General features: G+C 50.7%; 21 protein-coding genes. 12 read left to right on the top strand and 9 right to left on the bottom strand.

Going from position 1 to position 24,948, the window contains the following annotated elements; translation table 11 throughout:
- Nucleotides 1-609: 609 nt before the first annotated feature.
- Nucleotides 610-1,989, top strand: a complete 1,380-nt coding sequence (locus NC979_RS10075; RefSeq protein ID WP_190520275.1) for a carotenoid oxygenase family protein — start codon at nucleotides 610-612, stop codon at nucleotides 1,987-1,989.
- Between the two features lie 21 nt (nucleotides 1,990-2,010).
- Here the strand turns inward: NC979_RS10075 and NC979_RS10070 are convergent, their stop codons facing one another.
- The gene (locus tag NC979_RS10070) at nucleotides 2,011-2,376 is read right to left on the bottom strand and encodes a DUF4345 family protein (protein ID WP_190520273.1); all 366 of its coding nucleotides are present in this window, start codon (nucleotides 2,374-2,376) and stop codon (nucleotides 2,011-2,013) included.
- Nucleotides 2,377-2,473: 97 nt separating this feature from the next.
- On the bottom strand, nucleotides 2,474-3,397 hold the full coding sequence (locus NC979_RS10065) for an alpha/beta fold hydrolase (RefSeq protein ID WP_190520271.1): 924 nt from the start codon (nucleotides 3,395-3,397) through the stop codon (nucleotides 2,474-2,476).
- 128 nt (nucleotides 3,398-3,525) lie between these two features.
- On the opposite strand from NC979_RS10065, the gene NC979_RS10060 reads away from it, so the two are divergent.
- The 4 genes from NC979_RS10060 (at nucleotide 3,526) to NC979_RS10045 (ending at nucleotide 8,624) form a co-directional block, all read left to right on the top strand.
- The gene (locus tag NC979_RS10060) at nucleotides 3,526-3,774 is read left to right on the top strand and encodes a hypothetical protein (protein WP_190520269.1); all 249 of its coding nucleotides are present in this window, start codon (nucleotides 3,526-3,528) and stop codon (nucleotides 3,772-3,774) included.
- A gap of 366 nt (nucleotides 3,775-4,140) precedes the next feature.
- The gene (locus tag NC979_RS10055) at nucleotides 4,141-4,689 is read left to right on the top strand and encodes a hypothetical protein (RefSeq protein WP_190520267.1); all 549 of its coding nucleotides are present in this window, start codon (nucleotides 4,141-4,143) and stop codon (nucleotides 4,687-4,689) included.
- A 529-nt stretch (nucleotides 4,690-5,218) separates the two neighbouring features.
- Nucleotides 5,219-6,748, top strand: coding sequence for an alkaline phosphatase PhoX (locus NC979_RS10050; RefSeq protein WP_190520265.1), 1,530 nt, complete (start codon nucleotides 5,219-5,221; stop codon nucleotides 6,746-6,748).
- Nucleotides 6,749-6,950: 202 nt separating this feature from the next.
- Nucleotides 6,951-8,624: a GspE/PulE family protein gene (locus tag NC979_RS10045; protein WP_190520263.1), complete on the top strand. Its 1,674-nt coding sequence runs from the start codon at nucleotides 6,951-6,953 to the stop codon at nucleotides 8,622-8,624.
- 731 nt (nucleotides 8,625-9,355) lie between these two features.
- On the opposite strand, the gene NC979_RS10040 is transcribed toward NC979_RS10045, so the two are convergent.
- On the bottom strand, nucleotides 9,356-12,019 hold the full coding sequence (locus NC979_RS10040; protein ID WP_199308885.1) for a non-ribosomal peptide synthetase: 2,664 nt from the start codon (nucleotides 12,017-12,019) through the stop codon (nucleotides 9,356-9,358).
- Nucleotides 12,020-12,733: 714 nt separating this feature from the next.
- Between NC979_RS10040 and NC979_RS10035 the strand changes: the two genes are divergently transcribed.
- Nucleotides 12,734-13,492, top strand: coding sequence for a DUF6875 domain-containing protein (locus tag NC979_RS10035; RefSeq protein WP_190520261.1), 759 nt, complete (start codon nucleotides 12,734-12,736; stop codon nucleotides 13,490-13,492).
- A gap of 655 nt (nucleotides 13,493-14,147) precedes the next feature.
- Here NC979_RS10035 and NC979_RS10030 read toward each other — a convergent pair.
- Both NC979_RS10030 and NC979_RS10025 read right to left on the bottom strand, forming a co-directional pair.
- On the bottom strand, nucleotides 14,148-14,333 hold the full coding sequence (locus NC979_RS10030; RefSeq protein WP_278002584.1) for a bluetail domain-containing putative surface protein: 186 nt from the start codon (nucleotides 14,331-14,333) through the stop codon (nucleotides 14,148-14,150).
- Nucleotides 14,269-14,514 carry an integrin alpha gene (locus NC979_RS10025; protein ID WP_190520259.1) on the bottom strand — a complete coding sequence of 82 codons (246 nt, stop codon included), beginning with the start codon at nucleotides 14,512-14,514 and terminating at the stop codon, nucleotides 14,269-14,271. Before NC979_RS10025 ends, NC979_RS10030 begins: the two co-directional genes overlap by 65 nt.
- A 685-nt stretch (nucleotides 14,515-15,199) precedes the next feature.
- On the opposite strand from NC979_RS10025, the gene NC979_RS10020 reads away from it, so the two are divergent.
- Nucleotides 15,200-15,544, top strand: a complete 345-nt coding sequence (locus NC979_RS10020) for a tyrosine-type recombinase/integrase (protein ID WP_190520257.1) — start codon at nucleotides 15,200-15,202, stop codon at nucleotides 15,542-15,544.
- A gap of 336 nt (nucleotides 15,545-15,880) precedes the next feature.
- Here the strand turns inward: NC979_RS10020 and NC979_RS25325 are convergent, their stop codons facing one another.
- Nucleotides 15,881-16,093 carry a RidA family protein gene (locus NC979_RS25325; RefSeq protein WP_431191058.1) on the bottom strand — a complete coding sequence of 71 codons (213 nt, stop codon included), beginning with the start codon at nucleotides 16,091-16,093 and terminating at the stop codon, nucleotides 15,881-15,883.
- On the opposite strand from NC979_RS25325, the gene NC979_RS25320 reads away from it, so the two are divergent.
- Nucleotides 16,022-16,189, top strand: coding sequence for a hypothetical protein (locus tag NC979_RS25320; protein ID WP_431191059.1), 168 nt, complete (start codon nucleotides 16,022-16,024; stop codon nucleotides 16,187-16,189). The two genes, NC979_RS25325 and NC979_RS25320, sit on opposite strands and share 72 nt — an antisense overlap.
- 187 nt (nucleotides 16,190-16,376) lie before the next feature.
- Here NC979_RS25320 and NC979_RS10010 read toward each other — a convergent pair whose 3' ends face one another.
- On the bottom strand, nucleotides 16,377-16,568 hold the full coding sequence (locus tag NC979_RS10010; protein ID WP_431191057.1) for an SDR family oxidoreductase: 192 nt from the start codon (nucleotides 16,566-16,568) through the stop codon (nucleotides 16,377-16,379).
- Between the two features lie 37 nt (nucleotides 16,569-16,605).
- On the opposite strand from NC979_RS10010, the gene NC979_RS10005 reads away from it, so the two are divergent.
- Entirely contained in the window at nucleotides 16,606-17,121 is a 516-nt protein-coding gene (locus NC979_RS10005; RefSeq protein WP_190520254.1) for a hypothetical protein, read from the top strand.
- 516 nt (nucleotides 17,122-17,637) lie between these two features.
- Nucleotides 17,638-18,900 carry a glycoside hydrolase family 10-like protein gene (locus NC979_RS10000; RefSeq protein ID WP_190520252.1) on the top strand — a complete coding sequence of 421 codons (1,263 nt, stop codon included), beginning with the start codon at nucleotides 17,638-17,640 and terminating at the stop codon, nucleotides 18,898-18,900.
- 285 nt (nucleotides 18,901-19,185) lie between these two features.
- On the opposite strand, the gene NC979_RS09995 is transcribed toward NC979_RS10000, so the two are convergent.
- Complete coding sequence (locus NC979_RS09995; protein WP_190520250.1) at nucleotides 19,186-20,823, bottom strand: hypothetical protein; 1,638 nt, start codon at nucleotides 20,821-20,823, stop codon at nucleotides 19,186-19,188.
- Nucleotides 20,824-20,996: 173 nt separating this feature from the next.
- Nucleotides 20,997-22,559 (bottom strand): hypothetical protein, encoded by a 1,563-nt coding sequence (locus tag NC979_RS09990; RefSeq protein ID WP_190520248.1) that lies wholly within the window; start codon nucleotides 22,557-22,559, stop codon nucleotides 20,997-20,999.
- A gap of 838 nt (nucleotides 22,560-23,397) precedes the next feature.
- On the opposite strand from NC979_RS09990, the gene NC979_RS25315 reads away from it, so the two are divergent.
- Together NC979_RS25315 and NC979_RS09980 are read left to right on the top strand one after the other, a co-directional pair.
- Entirely contained in the window at nucleotides 23,398-23,673 is a 276-nt protein-coding gene (locus tag NC979_RS25315; protein WP_431191052.1) for a DUF6464 family protein, read from the top strand.
- A gap of 488 nt (nucleotides 23,674-24,161) precedes the next feature.
- Nucleotides 24,162-24,542: a single-stranded DNA-binding protein gene (locus NC979_RS09980; RefSeq protein ID WP_190520246.1), complete on the top strand. Its 381-nt coding sequence runs from the start codon at nucleotides 24,162-24,164 to the stop codon at nucleotides 24,540-24,542.
- The last annotated feature ends 406 nt before the right edge of the window (nucleotides 24,543-24,948 follow it).

Genomic DNA, 24,948 nt, shown 5'->3' with positions numbered 1-24,948 from the left:
AGATAAAGGGGTTCGAGCTGACGACACTAATTTGACTCGATAATAAATAAAGTGTCACTGTACAGTACAGCAAAATTGCCAAGCTTGAAAGCGGCAGCGCTCCACCATACCCCCCTCGGCCTTGGATGGTGGGGTTGTTTTTAGAGGTTTGACCTACTGCAAGATCTATCATGGCGGCCTTGATGCACTCTCGATCAGCTCCTCATTGATCGGGCGGCGATGCTGGCTAGTGGAGATAACCGACGGCTACGCCTACTGGAGCGAGCGCCACAAAGAGCTAGACCGGTAGAGTTCTACAGTGTGGCGCGCTAAAACTCCAGATTGGCAGGAGCAGCTTGATCGCATGGCAGTTGTTCTGCCTTTCTACAAATCGAATCAGCCTAGGGCATACTGCCAACGGCTCTACAGTGGTGTTCCCCGTTATGAGAGCGATCGCTCCCCAGAACATTGTTCGGTTCTATTCAAATATCAGCTACCTTGAACTTGTGATCGCCTGCTTGTCCGATGATGGCTTTGTAGGATAGGCATCTTGCATGTCTGAGCTGGACAGCAAGACGGCCGTCCCACAAGACCATGAACGCTCCCGCTGCTCGTTAACCTACTGGTCTTATGACAACCACCCTCAACCCCTACCTCACTAGTAACTTTGCCCCTGTCCAGACAGAGTTGACAGTCGATCAGCTGCCTGTCGTTGGCGAGTTACCAGCCGAACTGAGTGGCATGTTTGTTCGCAACGGTCCCAATCCTCAGTTTTCACCCTTGGGGCTTTACCACTGGTTCGATGGGGATGGCATGCTACATGGCGTTCACATCCAAGACGGCAAAGCGAGTTACCGCAATCGCTACATTCGGACGCAGGGGTTTGAACAGGAGCGACAAGCAGGGCAAGCCGTGTTTGGTGGATTGCTTCAACCGTCTCAAGGCGGCTTCAAAAACGTGGCCAATACAGCACTTATATGGCATCGCGATCGCCTGTTGGCGCTTTGGGAAGGGGGAGAACCACACGCGATTGATGTGCCTGGGCTAGAGACAATCGGTGCCTACACCTTCAATGGCAAGCTGGCCTCTCCCGTGACGGCCCATCCTAAAGTAGATCCGGTGACAGGGGAAATGATGTTCTTTGGGTATTCGCTGGCCCAACCGCCCTACGTCAAATACAGTGTTGTGTCGGCTGAGGGAGAACTGTTGCGAACAGTCCCAATCGATCTGCCGGTTGGGGTGATGATGCATGACTTTGCTATCACAGAGCACTACACCCTTTTCATGGATTTGCCCCTCACCTTCCGCTTAGAGCGGTTGCAGCGGGGAGAATCGGCCTTTGCCTTCGAGCGCGATCGCCCCAGTCGATTTGGAATTCTGCCTCGCCATGGCGACAACAGGTCGATTCGCTGGTTTGAAGCACCCAGCTGCTATGTCTTCCACACCCTAAATGCCTATGAGGATGGGGATGACATTGTTCTGATGGCTTGTCGTACAGGTAATACCAACGTTTTGGGGGCGTCTCCTGATGCCCACGAGGGAGACAATCACCAGGTTGGCAGCGACGTGCCCTTGCTCTACCAGTGGCGATTTAACTTGAAGACAGGGGCTGTGCAAGAACAGGCTCTCGACGATCGCGCCTGCGAGTTTCCTCGCATCAATGAGCAGTATTTGGGTAGGCCGTCTCGCTATGGCTATGCTGGCAAAAGTGCGCCTACCACAGTGCCGAAGTTTGATGGGTTACTGAAGTTTGATTTGGACAATGGGAGCGTTCAGGCTCATTCGTTTGGAACCGGACGCTATGGTGGCGAAGGGGTCTTCGTACCGCGACCAAACGCAAGTGTCGAGGATGATGGCTGGTTGATGACCTTTGTGCACGACGAAGAGCAGGATGTATCTGAGTTAGTCATCGTCAGCACGCAGGCCATGACGAATGAGCCCGTTGCCCGCATTCAGATGCCACAGCGGGTTCCCTATGGCTTTCACGGCACCTGGGTTTCACTGCCCTAGGGCTATTAATCCGGTTCCAGTTCAAGCCTGCCACATCCAGCTCAACAAAAACAGAGCCCCCAAGCAGGCTTCTGCCACCACGCCGCCAATATTTTTGAGGGTGACGCTGCGGTCAACGATGCTCGATATCAGCCGCACGGCCGCAGCCACTAACGAAGCTACCCCGAGGACGGTAAAGGCATCGGTAGACTGCAACCACAAACAGGCGGCTCCTAGCCCTAAAAAGAAACTACCCAAGGTTGAGCGAATCTCAGAAATCCCCACCGGAGCGATGGGACCGAGACCCACGAAGGCCGCCATTGTTTTCGGAAAGAGCAAGGCTGCTCCCCCTAGCAGCATTAAGAACACTGCCGCTAGATTGGGCGCAATCTGGATAGAAGTTTCCACAGGTATTACGGAATCACGACTCTCTCTATTGCAGGCGATCAGGATTGGGACAGGGTACTGTCGGTTGGTAGACTTCCTGTTTCCCCTTTTGGCTCCGCTATCCCTCGATCTGCTGGGCAAATGACAACAGGTGATCCGCAACGACATGGGGTTGATCGAAGTGGGGAACGTGCCCCGCTCCCTCAACCCAGGTCAGCCGACTGCCTAGAATTGCTTGCTCAAACCGAGTAGCATCTGCCGTTCCTAAAACATCATCGGCTTCTCCCCACAAAATCAGGGTGGGATGCGTGACTTGAGCGATCGCATTGCTCAAGTTCGCATAACCCCCACTTTGGGTAAAAGATGCGATCGCATCCCTCCACCCTGGCATCTCCTGATGCAGCAGCGAGCAGCGCAGGGCGTCTACCAAGCTTGCATCCAATATCGGTAAGACCGAGGCCGCCGCCAGAGCGGCATGTTTGCGAAAATACAACCAGTTTGTGCCCAGTTCGATTAGCGGACTCGGGAGAAACTGCCCAACGGGAAAGCTACCAGAAAAACCGACGCTATCCATGAGAACGAGCGATCGCACCCAGCTTGGATAATGCAAGGCAAAGTCGATCGCGACTGCCCCTCCCAAAGAGGCTCCCACCAAAGTTACAGGTTGCCCGATCCAATCTTCTACAACGCTAAGCAGATGTTGCCGGATTGTCTGGGGATTGACCGCCAGCGTAGCTGTATATTCAGTAAATCCTGAACCCAACAAGTCAATCGCCCAGGTTTCGTGACGATGCGCCAGTAAGGGAAGTATTCGCCGAAATTCCAGCAGAGAACTATCAAATCCGTGCAGCAGCAGAATAGGAACCGTGCCCGGTACAGGAGCTAATGAATTAGGACTGTAATGGGCATAAGCGGTTGCGCTCGCCGTCGTACTTTGCCTCACCGACACTTGAACAACACGACGCTGAATTCGTTGCAGCAGGGCGATCGCGTCCCTATCTTGGATCTCACGACTGGAGGACGGTAGAAAATCAGCAAACATGCGTCTCAACCCAAAATGGGTAACCTTGCCAGTACTAGGCCCCAAATGGCAAAGCTGCTCTATCCTACAACTCATTTTTGAACAAACGCCGTAAGCACGGTACCAAGGCAAGGCGACGGGTTTGAGCCATGCTTGAAGATACCGCCCAATCACTGAAAGTTGAACAAGACGATATGGGCACCGTTCTAGATGCAGCGTCTAGATTTAAGCCGACCAAGCTAGCCTTAGTTGCTACTTGGGAACACAGCAGCTCGTTCAAGGCGCACAAAGCCACGAGCAGCAGCCAGGAATATCTGACCAGCTCAGAGATGACCAAGCTAACTGACGCGGCCAAGGCCAGCTGTTTTCCCAAGACGCTTCAGACAATGCCGCAGTAAAATTCATCGCCGATCTGACGGGTCTTCAATGCAAACTGAATGACACATTACCACAGGGTATTGAGGGTGGGTAGCTCATCAGTAATGAGAGCCCAAGGTTTCTCGACGTCTTTGACTTGCCTAGAACTAGGTTGCCGTGCTGAGTATACCACTCTGCGTTCGGGATCCGAATCTAGCAGAAAATTAACTGTTTCAGATGCTACTCAGCAACGAATCAGTAATTACACGTAATTCACTCAAAATAAATTCCTTAGGTTAAGAAAATATGGGGTTGATTTAACTGCTTTTTTACCTCAAGAATACCCATTTAGTGAAAAAATATTTTCGTTGATGAATTTGGTTCTTGTTGGTTAAGAAAAGCGTTTTATGCTGAATTTTTTAACGTTGCCAGATCTTAAAAAAATGATAGGAAAGCTACTAGCAGCAGCAGTTCTTGCTTCTTTCCTTGAAGCGTTTCCGATTGGCCAACTTGTTCATGCAAAGCCGGATTCTATGACGGTAACTGTAGAGGTTTATGGCATACCTACACGTAGTGATCTAGATAGGCAGGCTGAATCTGCAGCAGCCGATGAAATTACGAAAGCCTTTACTCAAAATTCGCAGTTAAGCTCAGTCCAGATTAACGTTTTAGGTCAGCTCAACGGACGAGTAGTGCCAATTTTTAGTCTTAATGTTTCTCGAGAACAGTGGTCGAGCAATCGCCGAATTGCTCTTCAAAATGCTCAATATTATTACTCTTCCTACAGTTTACTGGGGTTAGACTCGACCGATGAAGGCCGAACCTCAACAACCCTAGCCCAGGCCCTGCCATCGTCACTGGTGAGTCGAGATCCGTCTGTTCAAGCGGGTGAGGCGTTTCGTCAAGGTCGTTTGAGCTCCGAGGAATACGATCAATTAATAAATGCTCTCGACTAAATCGCTACATTTCACCGTTCTCAGGTACGCTACAGGCAAGCCTGCGCCTCATTGAATAGGGCTCTGATAGTCAATAACTCTCAATATCGTCAGGAGTTAGTTAGTAAATGCTACTCCTAGCAGGCTTAGAGGATAACAGCCTTCACGTTTTCTACAGTTCAAATTCACATTAACTTTACAAGTCAGTTAATTTCTATTTGGCTTTCAAAGAAATGAAAACTGAACATCATAAGCTCAACTACTTAATTAATCAAAATTTTTTGATTAACCAGATTTTAACTTTAACACGGTTGCAATGAATACTTTAATGGGTCAATATTGCTTACAGAAAAACCCGCTCAAGCTAACCATTAGCTGGAGTGACTGTCTTGTTATGGTTGGATTTATCTCGTCCATAACAAGGGATTGATAAATTTTGGTCAAAGGAGTTATTTAGTCAGCTTTAGGGGCAACTCTAGAGCGATTTTCTCTGCCTTTGGCTCTGCAACGGTCTGTAAGATTTAATGCTTTAGAGAGGAGCAAGGGTACGATGTCTAATTTCTCACGGCGTCAGTTTGTCATGCTGATGTCTGCAGCGGCGGCAGGTACAGCAGTGGCTCCCATGGGCTTACTGAATGCTCGTCGGGCTATGGCCCAGGGAACCTGTAATACCGCCAGCTTTACAGTGCCGGGGTTCGGTACCCCCGTTCCTAAGTTGCCCAACAACACCAAAAGTTTGGGGAGCCTAGCTGATACTCCCTTGATTACCCTGCCTGAAAAGTTTCAATACACTGCTATCTCCATTCAAGGACAGACAATGTCCGATGGTGCGATTGTGCCTGGAAATCACGATGGCATGGCCGCTTTTCAGGGGCGCAATGGCAACTATATTCTGGTGCGCAACCATGAGCGGAATCCTGGGGGCGGTGGCACTGTTGCGCCTAATGGTAAGCAATATGACCCTTATACGGGTAGCGCTTTCAACAGCGGTGGCGGCGGTACTACCACAGTCGAAGTTGATCGCGATGGTCAAGTAGTCCGGCACTATGTTTCCCTAAGTGGTACCATCCGCAACTGTGCCGGTGGCCCTACCCCTTGGGGATCCTGGATTTCCTCTGAGGAAAATGTAGCTACTCCGGCTACCGACCCGCGGGTGACCAAAAAGCACGGCTACAATTTCGAGGTTCCTTCCCAATCGGGTGAAGCGGTTGACGCTATCCCCCTAGTGGCTATGGGCCGCATGAACCATGAAGCGGTTTCAGTTGATCCTCAGACTGGATATATCTTTGAAACCGAAGACCGGGGCGATAGCGCCTACTACAAGTTCGTGCCTAAGGTGCGGAAACCCAATGGCTTTGGCGATCTGCAACAAGGAGGTGACCTCTACGCCATGGTAATTAAGCCAGGGCAGCGTTCTGACTGCACCGGAGCCTTAATTCCCACCGGCGGGACGAATGATCGAGGCGGAAGCTTTAGCGGAGTTGATACCCGTGGCCTAGGCGCGAATGGTTCCGGCAGCCTGCTACCTTTCCTGGGGCAGCCCCTCAGCGTGGAGTGGGTCAAGCTAGATGATGTTGACCCAGAGGGAGATACCCTACGCTATGAAGCGCTGGCTAAAGGAGCTGCTGCGTGGTATCGGGGTGAAGGTGCCTGGTATCATCAGGGCAAGCATTACTGGGTTTGCAGTAATGCCGGAGATAAGGGCGAAGGGCAGGTGTGGGCCTATGACCCCACCACCGAAACGGTCACCCTGGTAGTTGAGTCAACGAGTGAAAACCTCCTGGACGGCCCCGACAACATCACGGTTGCTCGAGATGGCACCCTCTACCTCTGTGAGGACGGCAGCGGTGGCCAGCCGGGCGCTCCTAACTTCAGCCAGCGGGTGGTTGGAGTGGATGCTAGCGGTGGTTTGTTTGAGTTCTGTCGCAACATCATTCCCGGCAGCACCGCCGAGTTTGCAGGTGCCTGTTTCTCCCAGAATGGCAAGTATATGTACGTCAATGCCCAGGGATCTGGCATTACCTACTGTATTTGGCGAACGGATAATCGCTCGATCGCCCTAAATGGTGCGACTGCTTAACTGGTGTTGAGTCAATTACCCTAGTTCTGACGTAACCCCTACCAGCCAGCTTTTGGTTCTCTACCTAGGCTGGCTGGTTCCTTTACCTTTTGGTCATCCTTCCAGCCGCCACTCAAAACAGGGATGAGAAACTGTTACTGTTCTGGCAGTTGGTGAGGCTGGATCAGTTTTTCATCACGCTTATATTCAGGACCCCGATCGCATGCAAACCGTACCTTGGCCAGTTTCTGCTTGGAAGCAACTCAAACAGGGAAAAATCTCCTGTGAAGAGGCTCTTAGCCTGGTGCGCGATGACGAGGGCATCCTTAAGCTAGACCTGCTGGATGAAGAGGTTTGTAGTCGCTTCTTTCAGTATTGCCAGGGGCAAAAACTGCCCCCTGTGGTGCCGTTGCTACTGTGGCAAAGCTGCTTCTACCTGGGCAGCCCGATTGAAGTTTCCGCCGAGGCCTTGGAGACGATTAGCGATCGCACCCTGACAACCATCAAAGTCCTACCCATTTCAGCCAAGAGTTACCGGGCCTGGTACCATACTCGCACCGCTGATCTGAGCCGCATTACCTCTAGCCGATTGCTGGACCCAATCACCGGCCAGCAATCAACCGATGATATTGGCGAGACCACTGAGCTATTTCTGTCTAAGGCAGAGGGGCAAATTGAGCGAATTAAGGCCATCATTTCCAGCGCCCTTCAGCACCAGGCCAGCGACATTCACCTAGAACCGACCCTAGAAGGGCTGCGGGTGCGGTACCGAATTGATGGGGTACTGCGCGATATTACCCTGCTGCCAGGGGAAATCAGCCGCCGGGTGATCGTAGCCCTAAAGGTAATGGCCAACATGGACATTGCCGATAGCCGCCGGCCCCAGGATGGCCGCATTGGGGAAAAATACCAGGTCGACAACGAAGCCGACCAGAGTATGGATATGCGAGTTAGCACCTTACCCTGTGTCTGTGGTGAAAAAGCTGTAGTGCGCCTGCTGCCTCGCGAAAACCCCTTCACTACCATTGACAAGCTAGGGTTTTCGCCCAAAGCGCTGAAGATCTACAAAACCTGGTTAGAACAGCCCCAGGGCATCATTGTCTTCACCGGACCGACCGGCTCCGGTAAAACCAGTACTCTCTATACCAGTCTGCAAGCGATCGCCACCGAGCATGTCAACGTGGTCACGGTAGAAGACCCAGTAGAATATGTGCTGCCCCGCATTACCCAGACCCAAGTGAACGAAGCGGCAGGTATGTCCTTCGCGGCGGGGCTGCGATCCATCCTGCGGCAGGATCCAGACATCATTATGGTGGGGGAAGTGCGGGACCACGAAACTGCCGAAACCGCCATTCGGGCTGCCCTAACCGGCCACCTGGTATTCACCACTCTGCACACCAACGATGCAGCTGGGGCAATTCCCCGGATTAAAGATATTGGGCCAGATCCAGGGTTGATTAGCGACGCCCTTTTAGGGGTGGTCGCTCAACGCCTGGTGCGGCGCATCTGCCCCCACTGCGCTGAACCCACCCAACCCAACCCAGAACTCCTGGCCATACTGCAACTGGATGCCGCTCAAATCAAAAAGGGCAACTGGCGACGAGGGCGGGGGTGCCCATCCTGTTTCCAATCCGGCTATTCAGGGCGGGAGGCGGTAGTCGAGATGCTGGAGGTGGACGATCGCATTCGCGAGTTGATCTATGATGGCACCATGACTCAACTGCGCCGCCACCTCAGCAAGAGCGACTCCATCTCATTTCGAACATCGGCCATTGAGAAAGTCATGGCTGGCGTCACAACTGTAGAGGAAGTACTGCGGGTATTGCCCAGAAGTGCTCTAAAACTGACTAGTGTTGGAGAACCAGAACCGCTGCATCTGGTGCAGCGATTGGGATAATACAAAACTTGCTGTAAAAACTGCTCAAGTCAGGTTAGGCAGGGGGATTCAACATGGTGCTGCTTGCCTTTGATTACCAACAAGGCCTATGCGCGAGCTGCTGATTAGGGGTGACCACAAATGGGCTTAAATAGGCCCCCTGAGCGGCTGCCCGTGTCTTAGAGTAACATCACAATCCCCTTGACAGCTCCTTCGTGAAACGGTCCGAATTTGTCCAACGCTGCAGCTGTTCTGAACAATTACCACTTAACTACGTCAGGTCTTTCTGTAAGTAGAAGTGTGAGATTAAGCCAGAACAACTAGTCGCACAAGCTAGCGACTAAGCGCATTTTGACTATTCTAAGTGAAGCTATGCCTAGTTGTGAGGATGGCTAGCAGTGCCCAAGAAAGATAGAGCCGAGCATCAACGGGAGCATACCGAGCCCTTGAGCTTTAACAGAACCGGCTACGGCTGGATAAACGAGATGAACATAGTGACTGCAAACCAGCAGAGAAGATAGTGCGCAGTCCAATAAGAACAACACTGTTCGCCAATAACCGTTTTTTAATCAGGCTCAGAAACCTTACAGAGCAAGCTTTGTAGGATCATCATCTTGACCGGTCACGTGCGTTCCCGAATAGCTGGCGTTACTGATTCGGGGCATGAAGCAAGGGCTAGACGCATTGAGGACTCATTTAGAATTCCACAAATTCATACTACTATTCAGCAACATTCCCGAGTAGTTCGTAGCTCATGGAAGAAAACGATTGAGATAATTTGCCAGTTCGAAGACGTTGGGTTTTTCGAACAGATTAAAGTGATCTCCTGACACAGAGTGAACCTTAATTTCTCCAGTTACCAATTTTTCCCATCCCAGAGTTTCATCCACAAACTGAGGGCTTAGATTAGCCTTTTCTGGGAGTTGGGTGGCCCTTAACAACAGCACTGACCCTGAATAGGGTTGGGGCTTGTAACTTCTGATAGCTCTTTCGCTAATAGCCATCATTCTTTCTAAAACTGCTTCCGAAGAGTGCGATCGCAAGTAACCCAGAGATAGCCATTTCTGGTGAACTCTCCGCACCCCAGCGCTCAGTTTGCCCCTTAATTGACCCAAAATTGTAGGAGTGCTGAAGTCAAACCAGGACTTAGTGAGGCAGTAAGTATCAATCAGTGTCAGCAATCCTATTGTCTGGCCGTCTTGCACCAGCTGTTGGGCCATCTCATAGGCCACCAAACCGCCAAACGAATAACCACACAAAAAGTATGGCCCTGTAGGTTGAAGTGTCTGTAGCTCTCGAATATAGCGACGGGCCATAGCTTCAACCCGGTAATCTACATCTTCGCTACTGCTCAAACCTCGAGCTTGTAATCCATAGATTGGCTGTTCGCGGTTTAACTGCTGAGCCAATGTATAGTAATCAAGCACACTTCCGGTTCTAGTATGTACGCAAAACAGCGGCAATTTCGACCCATAGGGTTGAATAGCGACCAGAGACTGCTTAGAGTTATCCTCTAATGTCTCCTGCAAAGCTTTAGCCAATGCTTCAATGGTGGGCAACTGGAAAAACTTTCCCAAAGAGGGCGATCGGCCAAAGACATCTTCGACCTTAATCAACATACTGGCAGCGAGTAAAGAGTTTCCGCCTAACTCAAAGAAGCTATCAGTTATTCCAATAGGCCCAAGTTGAAGCTCCTGTTCCCAGATCTGGGTTAACCTGAGCTCTGTTTCATTTCTAGGCGAAACAACGTCATTTTCAAAAGCCTGGCGGTTCAAGTTGGGTTCAGGTAGCTTCTTCTTATCAATTTTGCCGTTGGCATTTAGTGGCAGCTCATCCAGAAAAATGAAATGTTCAGGCACCATATAGTCGGGCAACCTACCTCTCAAGAAGTTGTTAAGCTCTTGGGCTGTAGAGCAATGGGAATTGGCAGTTACGATGTAGGCTGCCAGATAGGAATTTTCTATATCAGATTGAGAGGCCAAGACAACACATTCAGCAACGCTGCGATGCTGGGTCAAAGCTACTTCAATTTCCTGGAGTTCGATGCGAAACCCACGTATCTTTACCTGAGAATCTAAGCGTCCTAGGAACTCGAGATTTCCGTCGTATCGGTAGCGAACTAAGTCGCCTGTCTTGTATAGCCGAGTTTCAGTATCGGAGGAGTAAGGGTGGGGTATAAAGCGTTCTGCGGTTAGGTCAGGTCGTTTGAGGTAGCCCCGCGCTAACCCCCGCCCTCCAATGTAAAGCTCTCCCGAATCTCCCGTTGCCACAGGCTGCAGGTGCTCATCTAAGACGTAGACCTCAGCATTTGCAATTGGACGACCAATTGGAGCGATCGCAGTCTCTATACCAGGTTGGCAAGTCCAATAAGTAGCGTCAATAGAGGCTTCAGTTGGGCCATAGACATTGTGTAATTGCGTTGTTGCTCCAAATTTGTTTATAAAAAGATCTTGGAGAGTGGTAGGTAGCGCCTCACCTCCGCAGAAGATATGCCGGAGCGGCGTGCTCTGAGCACCTTTGGTTTGTTCTAGAAAAACCTTCAGCACTGAGGGCACCAATGCCAAGATCGTAACTTGCTCTCTGGCAATCAATTCAACTAGATAGGCAATATCCCGCTGCCCACCTGGCTTTGGCAAAACTATCTGTGCCCCACAGGATATCGGCCAAAATATTTGCCATACCGATGGGTCGAAGCTAAAGGAGATGTTTTGCAGTACCCGATCTGACGGTGTTAATGGAAAGGTAGTCTGTCGCCAAAATAGCTGATTACAAATGCCCTTGTGTGGAATCATCACCCCCTTTGGAGTTCCTGTAGACCCCGAGGTGTAGATGACGTAGGCTAGGTGATTGACAGTGATCGGGAAATTTGGGTTTGTGTGCTTATGACGTCCAATCTTCTCCTGCTCAAGGTCTAGGCAAATGACATTGATATTTTCCTGGGGAAGGTTTTTTATCAGGTGGGAACAACTGACTACCAATGAGACTCCAGATTCAGCCAAAATTGAAGCCGTGCGATCGCTTGGATAATCGGGATCGAGCGGCAAGTAGGCACCACCGGCTTTGAGGATGCCCAGCATGGCAATCACCATGGCTGGTGAGCGATCAATAAATAGCCCTACGACTGTGTCGACAACTAGGCCCTGTTGATGAAGGTAATAGGCAAACCGATTAGCTTGCTCGTTAACATGCCGGTAGGATAAGCACTGCTCTTCAGCTCTGATAGCAATGCTTTCGGGGCTATGTTCAGCCTGCATTTCGAAGAGTTGATGGAGCAATGTCGTTGAAGAGATGCTGTCCCACGCCTCAACCCAGTCACTGCAAAGGTTTTGTCCTGAATCGCTTTCTGCCGCTACTTCTCCAGAGGGCCAGACAGCTACGTCTTTGTTTTTTGACAGCATATTTTTGGGCGCACACATCAACTGAGAAAAACTATTAGAAATCTTGGTAGCGCAGCGTTTAGAAATTAATAGTCATGTTCTTAATACGTTTTTTAGCTAGCTAGATCGATCGTAAGTCTGCTTCGGCAAAATGCCATTCTTATAATCAATGCAAGTAAAGTTTCCTTGAAACTTGCTGAATTAAGCTTAGCCCTAACTTTGTATAGAAAGGACCTACGCTAGAGGCAAATCTAGATTAGCCTCAATGCCTAGACCTCTGAGAATAGAAACGCTCGATTGTAGTCAATAACTTTATTCTCAGATGATTATCGGTAAAGTTTCCGTAATTTTCACGATGAAAGCAAATCCAAAATGGCGACGAAACGCCTAAATGGACGATAGGCACTACCTTGGTTGAAATTTTGATGTCGCTTTTTTCTGGAGTCTGTACAAATCAAAGTAGCTTGTCAACCGTTAGCCCTATGCTCCCTAGGCTCACCGTTAGTACTAGCTATTTGGTTGAGAGCACACAAAAGCCCACTGATGCTGTCTTCTAGCAATTAGTTCATCAAAAGTCTATCAAATCATAAATTAATAATTTCTGATTTCACCCGTTCGATATTTTCTTGGATCAAGGCTAAAACTCTTGTCCGTCTAGAAACCATATCGTTTAAGGCAAGGTTGAAATTAGTTCTACCTTGTCTTTAACATCTTTCAAGGCTTTATCGTTTTGTCTTTTTTCTGGCTTTAACTATGCTCACAACATCCAAAAAAGCTGCGGATATCGTCTATAAAGAAAAAATTCAAGATTGGATAAAGGAGTTTTTGGGTAGCCCCCATCCTAAGTTAGGGCGGCCAGGAATTGTCTGTCCATTCGTGCCAAGAGCGCTGCGAATGGATACTATCAAAAGCGTCGTTGTCCACACCGAAGGCCTGGAAGAGCCTCAAATTGCCGATTTGGTGAAAAGCTATCGAACGCAGTTTTTGACAATGGAGCCGCAGCAGGGTGATCTAGCTATATACAAAGCAATTTTACTGATTTTCCCAGATATTTCAGGGCTGCTTGAGCAGACAGCTTTAATTGATCGAATTCAGCAGCAATTAAAGCCCTTCTTTGTAGAAGAAGGGCTAATGATTGGAGAATTTCATGAGCATAACGAAAGCCCAGGGCTACACAATCCAGACTTTCGGCCTCTGCGGAGCCCGATCCCTATGCTGGCGATTCGATTTATGACTGAGCTTGATCTACCCTTTCTTAGTCGCTCCAGCGATGATCCTCAGGTGAGAATGCGCTACCTTAACGCCTATCTGCAGCAGATGTCGGCCATAAACAAAGATTTTAAAGCGCTTGCAACGGCTCATGCTGCACTCCAGATTGCTCAAAGCCAGGTAGCTAATGTAGCCCCCAATGCAAAGTTGATTGGTGAAAATTCTTCGGTGCCCTCGAGTCGCTGTCCTGTGTTTAAACTAAAGCACCTTTTGAATCAGCAATTGCACAAAATTGGTTTTTAGGCGTTGCTAATTTAAGCAGTGGACAAAGGAGCTAAGGCTTTAACTCAAGGCGGTTCACTTGGGTGAAGTTTTGCCCCACCATTCTCCCTGCCGGGATCACCTTCAACCCTAACCGCGACTGCAAAGAACTCGGCATCGGCCTTGAGCCGTGAAAGTATATCGGGCTATGAGGCTGCCTGGTCTACTCAACGCCAGAAGCTGTGGGCGCTGACCCCCACTCATGCCAAGCATCGAGCAGGTATCCCTTATATCCAGAGCGGAGCATGATTGCTGAGATGGCCGCTGCTAATGACGTTGTGTCGCACCAAGAGTAGGTAGTCCGCCTAGGGGCATCGTAGGCAGAAAAAAACTACCCCAATTTAACCACCGTGTTCATACGGAGTTTTTAGTCGTGGTATTTTCACGTCGGAATCTGATTTGGTCGGTGCCTCTGGAACCAACAAAATTGCTCAAGCTAGTTGCCCTACGCCGCAACTGAATAGCACTGCAAACCACGTTGAATAAGGCATGTCAGAAACTTGAGAGGTGTGACGTTTATTAGAGGACTAGCAAGCTTTCATGAGTGGGTAGGTGAGGCGAATCGCACTGTACGCATTGACAGAGCGGCAAAACACGGTGCGATCGCCCCTCACTGGGTTAATGGGTCGATGAGAGATTAGGCAATGACCAAACTGGTCAAACTACTGCTGAAGCCAGTAATCTCAATCACAGCATTGCTAGCCTCCTGAAACCCAGCCGTGTCGTTGTTGAGGGCGACAAAGGTACGAGGACCCAGACTAGTGGAGGTCTGGGAGATTGAAGCTGCCGCTGCTGCCCACACCGGCTCCACCAAATACCACATAGCTTTTACCAGCATCACTTTTGCCATTTGGGTCGGCGCCGCTTGCTCCAATAATCAGGTCGTCGACGCCATCGTTGTTGATGTCGCCCGCATTGCTGACGGAAAAGCCTGACAGGTCACCCGCATCAATGCCGTTAATCACAAAGCCGTTGCTGCCGTTGAGGGTAGAGAGGTCAAACATAAAAAAAGCCGTAAGATATAAGATAAAATTCAAATTGAGCCCTGAGCAAAACTAGAGACTGTCCGTGCGTGAGAGCTTGAGGCAGGTCTAAACTGCAACGGTCTGAGTTGAACCAGGCGTGATGCCCGTTCAAACAGAAGCAATCTCCCCTTCCTCGCAGGAATCGAGTTCCCGGTGCGGACAAGCGTGTGATTACTACCCAGAATCCAAGACTTCGCGTTGGTTGAATTATATCAATACGAGCTTGCTCAGCCAGGACAGGTCGCCTTTCTGAATCAATTCATCGATCAGAATCCGCGTTTTTATGGAAACACTCAAGCGTAAGCTTTGTCTTTATACGAGTTCTATGATTCATCTACGGAAGATAGCGTCGGGCTCTGTAGTTTCTCGGCTTCAGCCGTTGCAGAGTACGTTTGCTCTGTAGCAATTCACCTTGCTATTCTCAATAACAGGAGCTCATTCTCAACAATCCTCGCCGTTTTGACCTCTTTTCGCTTCAACTCACTGAAACCTTTGGTATTCCGATGAACTGCACTTGCTGAAATTAAAAAGAGCAAGTCATAGTTTATAGGGTCAAATTAGATCCAGTCTGAGGTGGGCTGGTGCCGAAGCAAAATCGCCACGACTAGCTAGACATTTGGTGGGCGGATTAGTTTAAGCAGGTGAGGAAGAGCTGAGTCCGAAGATGCGATCGCTCTTCTCAATCTACTACTACACCGGCTGCCGAGTCAGCGAAGCACGACAGCTGCGGGCTGAGGAGGTGGTAGGGAATACGTTGGTGCTGCGCAAGGCAACGACGAAGACACAGCGGACGCGAGCGGTGCCGATTCACCCCAAGCTCAAGGCGGTGCTAGCTACGGCAGATTTACCCGACGGGGATTATTTGTTTCCGGGTCGCAGTGGAGAGCAGCCGATTACGCAGCAGGCCTGTGATTTGGCGTTGCGGAAGGCGTGCGATCGCCTCGGCCTGCGCGGCTACAGCACCCACAGCAACCGGCGCACTTGGGCGACCCAGCTCGGCGGGGGTTGAAGGCAATTCAAGACCTGGGCGGGTGGTCGCGTTGCAGCGGTATCTTGATGTGTTGGAGGAGGCAAAGGTGGATGCGATCGCGCGATTGTGAAGGGAGCCTTCCACCTTCGACAAAATAGGGCACATGAAGGGAGCGACAGCATTCGTGGTGGGACGATTCAGTACTCACGAACATTCGTTCGAAGATGCTTCGTTCTCTAAATACTGCTCGATCGCTCAGCCATCTGGGTTGGAGTCTGCTGCACCAACCCTTTGCCCGGAGTTAGATTTCATCCGCTTAGTGTGCAGCGTTGTCGCTTACGCAAAACCTACAGAACAATTGCAGTAATGCGAATTTCAATCCGCATCGTTGGAAATCCAAGAACCGCGACTCCTACCTCTGTCCATATTGGGGCGTGGTTGAGCATGTAACGAAGAAACAGCCTGACCACACCTCGTTAACCTCTGGGGAGACCCACCAACGTGGTAAGAATTGACGTGGACAACACGCTCCCAACCCGCACCGGCAGTCGCCAAGGTTCGCTCTACGTTCTGAAGCGCCTGAGCAATCTCATCCGCAAGCAATTCGGGAATTTGCAGATTGTCATCAATGCCGCCTTTCCAGATGTCTCCGCTCGACTGCCACTTTTTACCGCTTGCGAGTAATACAACTCATTCAGCGTGTATTCGCCATAACTGGGGGTACCAAAAAACTCGGGCTTATTCATGATATTCCTCTGTTTAGGACGCTTGGCTATCTCTCCTGCTGCTGAGGCCGCGCTGCTGGGTTCATTCTTGGCTTCGACTAGGCATTGCGATCTCCCATGGATAGCGCATTAGATTGTTGTCTCGTTCAAGCGGTAAATCCGCCATCAGTTTTGAGGTTCGCGCCCGTAACAAACGCGGCTTCAGAACTGGCGAGATAAGAGACCATGCCAGCCACCTCGTCTTCTGTCCATAGCGACCGTGGGCAGTCAGCTTGCTCATTTCCACGGCAAAAGCCCTGTCTGCAGGATTCATATCGGTGTCGATCGGACCCAGGCAGTCTCTAGTTATGCTATCTACAGTAACGCGACCCAGTGATGAAACGCCTACCATCTTTACTGCTGCTATTAACGCCTGTGGTCTTGGCTTGTACCCCAGTGGGCACCCGGCCCCCAGACACCTCGCCACCAGTGCTTAGCGACCCTACCTCTAACCCTGCGCTTTCGGTAATTGATCAATTTACCCTTGACGAACTGTTTGCTCAGGATGGGGGTGGCTGCGGCATGACTCTGTGGCACCGGGATGATGGCCTGCGATCGCAGGAGTATCTCTTCTTTAACGGTCTGGCTCAACCCCCAGCCGATGCTGTGGCCCTCATGAAACTCAATGGCGAGTTTATCCGCTTCCGCCGCATCGCCGCATCGGGTAATAAGTTTTACGGACAACAAACCTTACAAAATTTTGCCAGTCCAGATGACACAATTAAGCTGCAGGTCAATGTCACCCTCGGTGAACCGGGAGAAATTGAGTCGGTCGCTGTAGAGGGCACCCTGCAACTTCAGCAGAACGGAGAAATGACGGAAATTCCAGTTCTAGGTGACGCTGGTTGTTAATTTTTGGGCTTGAACTAAAGCTTCGACAGAGTGGGCAAAAAGGTTAGATTGGCGATCGCTTTCAAGGCGTAGGACGCGTTAGCGGCCATCACAATAAATACCCTCAGCTCCAGGGCAATATCCTTGCCCTCCTATGCTCCTGGCAAAGGCGCAATGAACTCGCAGAATCGGCGGTGCTGGATACGGGTATGAATAAAAACTGCCACGTCTGGGGTATATGGGGAGTTTCCTCGCCATTACGGGCGATCGCTATGCCGCTCAACTCAAGTCTTTACTTTGAGCAAACTACACTCCCACGGGTTCCTCCAGAGAGCTCTTTGTTAGCAAAGGGACGCGCCCAAAAGGAACCTTACTCGCTATAACGTTTACCGCGAGGAGCGCCTATGCGATTTCCGAACCATCTCTCAAATCTGTGTACCAGTTGAATATCAGGCTGACAAGTTCAGACAATCGATCCGAAATACTGGCATTTGGTAATAGGTTCGAAAACGCCTGTAGGGCTAGTTGGGAAATGCTATGAGACGGTTTTGCTATTTAGGCCTCGCTATATTGACAGCCCTAGTAATCGGGATCGCTCAAGGCGCAATCGGGTTGTTGCCAGCACAGGCCATTGCCAATGCACCCGCCGAAATTCGGGGAGTCTGGCTGACCAATGTCGATAGTCAGGTGCTTTTTTCAGAGCAAGCAGTCCAAAACTCGCTGCAACAGCTGGCCAACAACCGGTTCAATACCGTCTACCCAGCGGTGTGGAGCTGGGGCTACACGCTCTACCCCAGTCAGGTGGCGGAGCGAGCGACGGGTTACAGACAGGGGCTCTATCCCGACTTAGAAAACCAGGGGCGCAACGAGGCATTAGAAGCGGCCCAGGGCGATCGCGACATGCTGCTCGAAGTGGTCAAAACCGCTAAGGATCGCGGCCTCAGTGTTATTCCTTGGTTTGAGTTTGGCTTCATGGCTCCGGCCAACTCGCCCCTGGCCCAGCGCCATCCTGACTGGCTGACCCAAAAGCAGGGAGTTCTACCCGCTGCGAGCCGAGACCAAGAGGGCAGACACCCTCGGGTATGGCTCAATCCATTTCACCCAGAGGTGCAACAGTTCATCCTCGACCTGATTGCCGAGCTGATGGCCAATTACGAGGTCGACGGTCTCCAGCTGGATGATCACTTCAGCTTGCCGGTAGCCTTTGGCTACGACCCCTACACCATCAACCTCTATCGGCAGGAGCATCGCGGCCAAGCACCACCAGCCAACCCCTACGACGCCGAATGGACGCGCTGGCGAGCTGACAAAATCACCGCGTTTGTCGACCGGGTGTTTTGGACGGTCAAAGCAAGACGACCCAACGCGGTGCTATCGGTTTCGCCCAACCCGGCTGCCTTTGCCTATACCCACCATCTCCAAGACTGGCCCCGCTGGCGAGAAAAAGGCTACATCGAAGAGCTCGTCGTCCAGATTTATCGCGATAACCTGGCCAGCTTTCGCAACGCCCTTCGCGATCGCGCCTTTCAGCAGGCTCGTCGCCATATCCCTACTGGCGTTGGCATTCTAAGCGGTTTGAAGGATCGACCTATGCCCATGGCACTAATTCAACAGCAGGTGCAGACGGCCCGAGGCATGGGCTTTGCTGGCGTCTCGTTTTTCTTCTACGACACGATGTGGACAGTGGCAGATGGTGAAACCAGCAGCGATCGCACCCAAGCCATGCAGCGCCTGTTTATTACCCCCCGACAGCGCCCCAGCATTGCCTACAGTCCCAGGCCAGCGGTGACTGGAAGTTGAGCTGAGCGACAGATCGCGCTGTATCTGCGATCTGTCGCTCAGGGCCGGAGTGTAAGGGTTCGGCAACGTTTAGGCTCCCCGCAATCCATCTAAAGCAATGATAGAGGGCAGTTGAGGCCTTCTATAAGCGGTAGTCACGCTGATTTTTGCTAAGCAGAGGTAGGTTAAATGCGATCGCAGTAGCCGCAGTTAAGGCCATGAGAATGAGTACCCATGGCTGGGAGAGTACATTGTTATCAACTCTATGGATTAGGCCGATACAGCCTCGCTCAGAGAGACCAGCAACTACCACTGCAACGCGGAATCGGGGTTGGGGCTGAGGGGTACAGGCTTGCAAATAAACGCCAGGATGTAAATTTGGTCAGCCGCCGTGGAGGTGGTTTTCGTTTGGCTGGGTTCCTGCGAAACCTTGCTTGCCTGGGGCAGCGTGGGGCGCATGACGGCTTCCTGCTGGAGTCGCAAGAATGCCTTTGACGCAGCGGCCTGAGAAATTTCGGGGTTTATATCCATTGGCCGTAGCGGTTTCCTCGAGGGTAGATCCGCCGGTTCGATAGTGTGTATCGGCCGAAGTTGAGCCGTATTCAACGAGTTGACCTTAAGCGACTGAGCGTCTGCCTTCAGGGGTTGAGTCACTATCGATTGAGCGACGCTCCCTGGGGCTAAGTTGGGTTGTGCCGTTTGAGCCAGGATGGGATAGGACAGGTCGAGCGAGGTGACGGGGCTAGCGACCATCTTCATCATGACAGAGGGGCGATCCCAGTAACGTTTACCCTTGGGAAAATCAGTTGGGTCAATGAAAATATCAGGTTTAGGCCGTCTAGGGCGAATAACAACGGGCGTTGCCGGGGAGAATGGGCTAGGCGTTGTCGGGGTTGCGGGCGCAGGTGGTTGAACCCGGCGCTTTATTGTAATGTTGCGGGCAAACACCACTGCACTGACATAGGCAGGACATTGACCAGCAGGGGGTGTATTGCCGTTAGAAAGCTGCCGAGAGCGATCTATAAACCGCCAAAAACGAGCTTTGAAAAGGTCAGAATCTAGCCAAGTTCGTACAATCGCAGCAGAGCTAAATTCCAGAGAAATTGACTCAATATCTGATGCTTGGAGGTCGGCGGCAAGGCGCGATCGCAACTCGGCAGGAGCGGTTTTGACCATCGCGTCCACTTCGTCCCGGGTCAGGTTGAAGGTTTGCCAAGAACCCGATGCCAACGCATTCATCGGCGAAAAACTGCTGGGATAAAACTCTACTCCATCTACATCGGTCAGAGCATTTATACTGGGGTCAAACTTGCTGTTCCACTCTCCCCAAGTTCTATGGGGGTTTTTGGCCCCTAGGCGACTGCGTATCTCTTGAGATTGCTCTACCTCTTGCTTAAATCCCTCACTCAGCCAGCGGTTCTCTAAATCACGGAGTTGTTGCCGAAGTCGAGGTTCGTCTACTCTAAGCCATTGCTCCCTGAGAGCGAGATCAGTTGTAGTCTCGCCAGTGATTTTGACTGAATTGTAATGTTCTTGAAGCACAAACCACTGATCTCGAAATTGATTGTAGGCCTTTACTGCTGGGCTCATCTCTGGCCAGCCGTCGGCACCAGCAATACTTAAAAACTGTACAGCTCGTTGGTATTGAGTTTCTTCTTGAGCCGTGCGGGTAGACTGGGCTAATTCGGTATCATGGCCACCTAAAACATCGCCATAAACATCCCAGAGATAATAGGCTTCTGTCGGCTGCCATGCCTGTCCGTTGGGGATTAAGTTGACCAGCAATGAAAATTCTTTTAGTCGAGACACATTGAAATTTTGCACAAAACTCAGGTCATCCTGGGTATATTGCAGCGGTGTGAGGGGAAAACTGAGAAATGTATTGTCGCCCCCAAAAACACTTTGAGCTTTTTGCGTCAGGGCCAATTGAGCGATCGCGTCCATAATTTTTCCTTAATTAAGTTGAGCCTAAAACCATAAATTTTGACAGGAAAAAGGGCTTTTCAAAGTAGCGAAAAAACTGAAAAAAGATTGAGATTTGAATTAAATTATTCACTCAAATCTCAACCTCAATACTCAAGATTTATCTATTCTTTCATCCCATCAATCCACACAAACTAGATCCACTTCTCGATGTTGGGTAATGGATTAGGAGACTTGGGTAGAACATGGCACTTAAAGCCAATTACCTGCATACCTGGCACCTTCATAGTTTGGCCATCAAAGGAATAGCCATGCTTGGAGGTAGTTTCGCCCAGGCTGGTGCTGCGTTTGTGAGAACCGCCCAGGTTAAAGGGACCGAGGGAGAGCGCACCACCACCGCTGGCCGACGACCGTTCGTACTCGGAGAGGTAGTCCGAGAAGCCGCTGCTTTGACCGAGGGAAAGTTCCAAATCCTTAATCACCACCATCGATGTGGGGTAAGCCGGAATCAATCCCTTGGCAGGGTTGCCGCCATCGCTCACCATTTGCGATTTAGAATCAGGGTTATTTTGATCAAAGCGCCAGGTTTTGCTGTTGAGAAAGGCCGTCTTGAACCAGGGCCGAGTCACCATTACCTGAGCAATCTTGAACGAAAGCCGGAAGCGAGTGCTATCAAATTTCACTTTCGACTCGTAGGAGGAGCTAGCGTTGCTACCGCCGCCGCCACCGCCTACGGTCAGAAAGCCGAGGCTGAAACCACCACCAGCTTTGGTGCTAGAGGATTGGGAGGCATACTTAGAGTTGCGATAGCGGTTGTAGCGGGCGGAGTTGAAGGTAAACTGCGTCCAGCCGGAGGCACGGGTGAAGTTACCAGGAACGACTGACGTAAAGTAAAAGTCACTACCTGAGGCCAAACTAGTGAGCTTCGCTTTCAGCAGGTCATCGCGATATTGATCCTTCAGCAACGACATATCTCGCTGCATCACTTGATCGATAAAAGCGTTGATTTGTTCGTAGTCATTCTTATAGCCGTTGGAAACCCAATCGGCCATAGCAGCCCGCACCCTATTGCGTAGGATATTGGCGTTCATCGCCCAATAGTGCACATCCTCAGGACGGCTAGCCGCTAGGGCAGCGATGCGGCGGTTGTTATACTCCAAGGCAGCGGCTTCGTAGTTAGCCATTTTCTCCTGGTAGAGCTTCACAATTGGGCCGTCTTCGGTGATCTCCCGTTCGCGACCAAATAAATCTGTCTCTGTACGGGTGACGTTTAGAAGGCCTCGGAATTGTTCAATCCGTTGCTTAATATCAGCGGGTAATTCCGACTGCATTACCTGACTCATCCGCAGAATATATTCGTAGCGTTCAGAGAGTGTGCCCTCATTGTTCATTACGCTCAGGCGGGTGAATTGCTCATTGTTAAGCTTGGCCAAATCGGGGACAAAATCGACCATGCGGGCAAAGCTTTCAGCCTGCATATAGAGCCGAGCAGTATCGGTTGCCCTTAACTGATCAAGAAGCTCTGGAGTAATTTCTGGAGTTTCAGTACCCAGATCTTCAACAGCAGATTTATTGACAATGCCAGTTAGGCCCTGGCTAAGAAAGTCAAAATCATCAGCTTCAATGGGCATACCGGGTGATGTCCAGCTAAAGAAGTTGTCTTCTGAAGCAGGAACATTATTGTCACCGCTGGTTAGCACATCGTATAGGCTAGCCATAATTGAATTGGCTAAAGCACTCGGAGTTTCGAACGACATAATCAGGTCTCCTAATTTTAAGACACAGCTTTGGCAGTCTAGTTCTTGTCAAAATTGTCGGTTCGTCCTGGACTTAACCATTCAGAAATTTACAGTTTCAGTCATTAATTAGTTGACAAGAAGAAATGCTGCCGGTTAACTATATTTCTAAGTATGGGAATCTAATATTTGTTTGACATGACCCATGCGGGTACTTATTGCCGACAAACTTTGGAGGACGTCGACAAGAAACGGCTTAACTGCTGCAACGCTCCTCGTTTCAATAACGCACAAGCTTTCTCTCAGGAGTTCTATCTCCTCGCTGTTCCCAGTTGGGATCTTTATTTTGCGAATTGATTAATCAGCTAAGCTCATGAACTGTAAGGGGCAAAAGAATACCTGTTCTGGCTAAGCGATTGAGCAATTAAGCACTATCCTGAACCTCAACCCAAGCTCCGGTTGGGCGGTCGGGATAATGCCTTGGTATAGTACCCGTGAAGTTGACGATGGGCCGCTGAACCCAGGCAATGCTTTAAGGAGCACCCATTAAATAACCCCCGGCGCACAGGGCACCAGGGGCGGTTTCGTTATATAGAGTTCGCTATAAGTCGACTGTGTTAGAAGGAGTGGCTGCTGCCTTCCTTACAATGCCTTAGACTCAAGACCGTGGACAGAGTTCCTGGTCATATTCATCAGAACTTGGTTTGCACCCAAAACCCCTCAACCTTTCGGTAAACTGTGACCCCCATCACTTACAGAACTTAAAAGGCCTCAAAGGCTTAGCCTGGAATGAGTGTTGAACTAGGTAAAGGCTAAAATCGGCCTATCGACTTCCATAGACAGCAGCTGTGCATTGGCAATGGTCAACGCTTCAACTAACCTCTTCCCTACGCGGCAATGCCGAATCTGCCGTTTCAACGCGCGCAGCCTTTACCTAGTCTGTGCGGTACATCCAGCCGGGCCAGAGCAGCGGCGATGCCCCGACTTTGAGTCTCTCACTCCTGTTGTTCAACGCCCTAGCGGCAACTTACCGCAAGCCTCAGTAATAGAGCCTGACTGGATGAGGTTTTGGGGACCGTCAGATGAGGAATGGTTAACCTTCTGGGGGAATGAGGAGTTAAATGAAATTGATTAACCAATTGATTGACTAGCCGCCCAGTTAGAAGGCTCTACCAGCTTGTGATCCCTGTCAAGAACATCTTGTCCAACCTGTTCCAGCGTCAAGGCAGTGCCGTTACCAATTTTGAGCGAATCCTACCGCCGAAACAGTCCGATCTCGCTCAGCAACTGCTCAAAGACCCTTACAATTTCGACTTTCTCAATCTGACATTTGCTACCCAAGAGCGAGAGCTAGAGAAGGCTCTAGCCGTCGCCCCGCTACTTAGTGGTATCACGTTGTCACTGCCCATAAAGCAGGAGGTCAAACCCTGTGAAGGGGTTCAACATAGAGATAGTCAGTGGTGACTACTTTGGTTGGGGAAACTAGGCCGCAATCGCGGCCCACGTTGACCAGCATTACCCCAGGCATGAAGTAGTAGACACCTGGCCAATCGCCCGCCCGATTGCAGCATAGACCTCCCTAGGGCTGGCCCCTACCACCGCACACCTCACCTACTCACAACCATGACCGACAACACCGCCGACCTAGCCCGCGCACTGAAGCAGATTGAAGTCGCCACGATGGCGATCGCCGCAGCCAACCCGCCCAATTGGAAGCGTCCATTATTGGCCTACAAAGATGGCTGGGTGGCTGCGATCGGTGCGATCGAGGTAGCTCACGACAACCACGGCCCTACTGTCATCTGGTGGATGGGCCATCATTACACCCGCCGCAGTGGCAGTAACCCCAAATTTGGGGCGGCGATTTGGTTCAGCCGCAGTATGGGAAAGGGCGAAGATGGCGAGGCCAGCTACGTGAGGCTGATTACCTTCGCCGACGGCCCTACACCTACAGCAGAACCGCTGCCTGACTACGTGGTGAAGGCCCTCGATCGCAGCAAATAGCGCTGCCACAGCGGCTCAGATATGCGCCGCAATCGAGCTGAACCGTGAGGCTACCGCACTGGCTGAAGGTGACCAGCGGCGGGCCAAGCTGCAAGCAATCGGCTCAGATGATAGCAATCGTAGCCAGCATCCCCTAAGCAGTCCGATCTAACGGCGTTAGTACTTGCAGAGTTCAAAGCCGTCGAGGCAAGCCACGGGTAAGGTTGACGGTTGACCTGGTGAAAAGTCGGCATTGATAACTAAAAGCAGTTGCCCAAAATCTCGACACCGACATTAGTACCTTAGTCCGTACCCTAATCGACAATTTTTTAGATGAAGTTGATCAGTCAGTATTTACTTAACTGATTATAGTGCTGACTCACTGTGCTCCTAGCAACTTCTCTAACTTAGCTATGCCGGTGCGGTC

The organism is Leptolyngbya subtilissima AS-A7 (assembly GCF_039962255.1).
Lineage (GTDB): Bacteria > Cyanobacteriota > Cyanobacteriia > Phormidesmidales > Phormidesmidaceae > Nodosilinea.
This window is presented reverse-complemented; position numbering and strand designations above follow the sequence as displayed.

What these genes read in the sequence shown, in the direction of transcription:
- NC979_RS10075 (WP_190520275.1), top strand. Translation starts at nt 610, where the DNA reads ATGACAACCACCCTCAACCCCTACCTCACTAGTAACTTTGCCCCTGTC.
- NC979_RS10065 (WP_190520271.1), bottom strand. Translation starts at nt 3,397, where the DNA reads ATGTTTGCTGATTTTCTACCGTCCTCCAGTCGTGAGATCCAAGATAGG.
- NC979_RS10060 (WP_190520269.1), top strand. Translation starts at nt 3,526, where the DNA reads ATGCTTGAAGATACCGCCCAATCACTGAAAGTTGAACAAGACGATATG.
- NC979_RS10055 (WP_190520267.1), top strand. Translation starts at nt 4,141, where the DNA reads ATGCTGAATTTTTTAACGTTGCCAGATCTTAAAAAAATGATAGGAAAG.
- NC979_RS10050 (WP_190520265.1), top strand. Translation starts at nt 5,219, where the DNA reads ATGTCTAATTTCTCACGGCGTCAGTTTGTCATGCTGATGTCTGCAGCG.
- NC979_RS10045 (WP_190520263.1), top strand. Translation starts at nt 6,951, where the DNA reads ATGCAAACCGTACCTTGGCCAGTTTCTGCTTGGAAGCAACTCAAACAG.
- NC979_RS10040 (WP_199308885.1), bottom strand. Translation starts at nt 12,019, where the DNA reads ATGTGTGCGCCCAAAAATATGCTGTCAAAAAACAAAGACGTAGCTGTC.
- NC979_RS10035 (WP_190520261.1), top strand. Translation starts at nt 12,734, where the DNA reads ATGCTCACAACATCCAAAAAAGCTGCGGATATCGTCTATAAAGAAAAA.
- NC979_RS10030 (WP_278002584.1), bottom strand. Translation starts at nt 14,333, where the DNA reads ATGTGGTATTTGGTGGAGCCGGTGTGGGCAGCAGCGGCAGCTTCAATC.
- NC979_RS10025 (WP_190520259.1), bottom strand. Translation starts at nt 14,514, where the DNA reads ATGTTTGACCTCTCTACCCTCAACGGCAGCAACGGCTTTGTGATTAAC.
- NC979_RS10020 (WP_190520257.1), top strand. Translation starts at nt 15,200, where the DNA reads ATGCGATCGCTCTTCTCAATCTACTACTACACCGGCTGCCGAGTCAGC.
- NC979_RS10005 (WP_190520254.1), top strand. Translation starts at nt 16,606, where the DNA reads ATGAAACGCCTACCATCTTTACTGCTGCTATTAACGCCTGTGGTCTTG.
- NC979_RS10000 (WP_190520252.1), top strand. Translation starts at nt 17,638, where the DNA reads ATGAGACGGTTTTGCTATTTAGGCCTCGCTATATTGACAGCCCTAGTA.
- NC979_RS09995 (WP_190520250.1), bottom strand. Translation starts at nt 20,823, where the DNA reads ATGGACGCGATCGCTCAATTGGCCCTGACGCAAAAAGCTCAAAGTGTT.
- NC979_RS09990 (WP_190520248.1), bottom strand. Translation starts at nt 22,559, where the DNA reads ATGTCGTTCGAAACTCCGAGTGCTTTAGCCAATTCAATTATGGCTAGC.
- NC979_RS25315 (WP_431191052.1), top strand. Translation starts at nt 23,398, where the DNA reads ATGGTCAACGCTTCAACTAACCTCTTCCCTACGCGGCAATGCCGAATC.
- NC979_RS09980 (WP_190520246.1), top strand. Translation starts at nt 24,162, where the DNA reads ATGACCGACAACACCGCCGACCTAGCCCGCGCACTGAAGCAGATTGAA.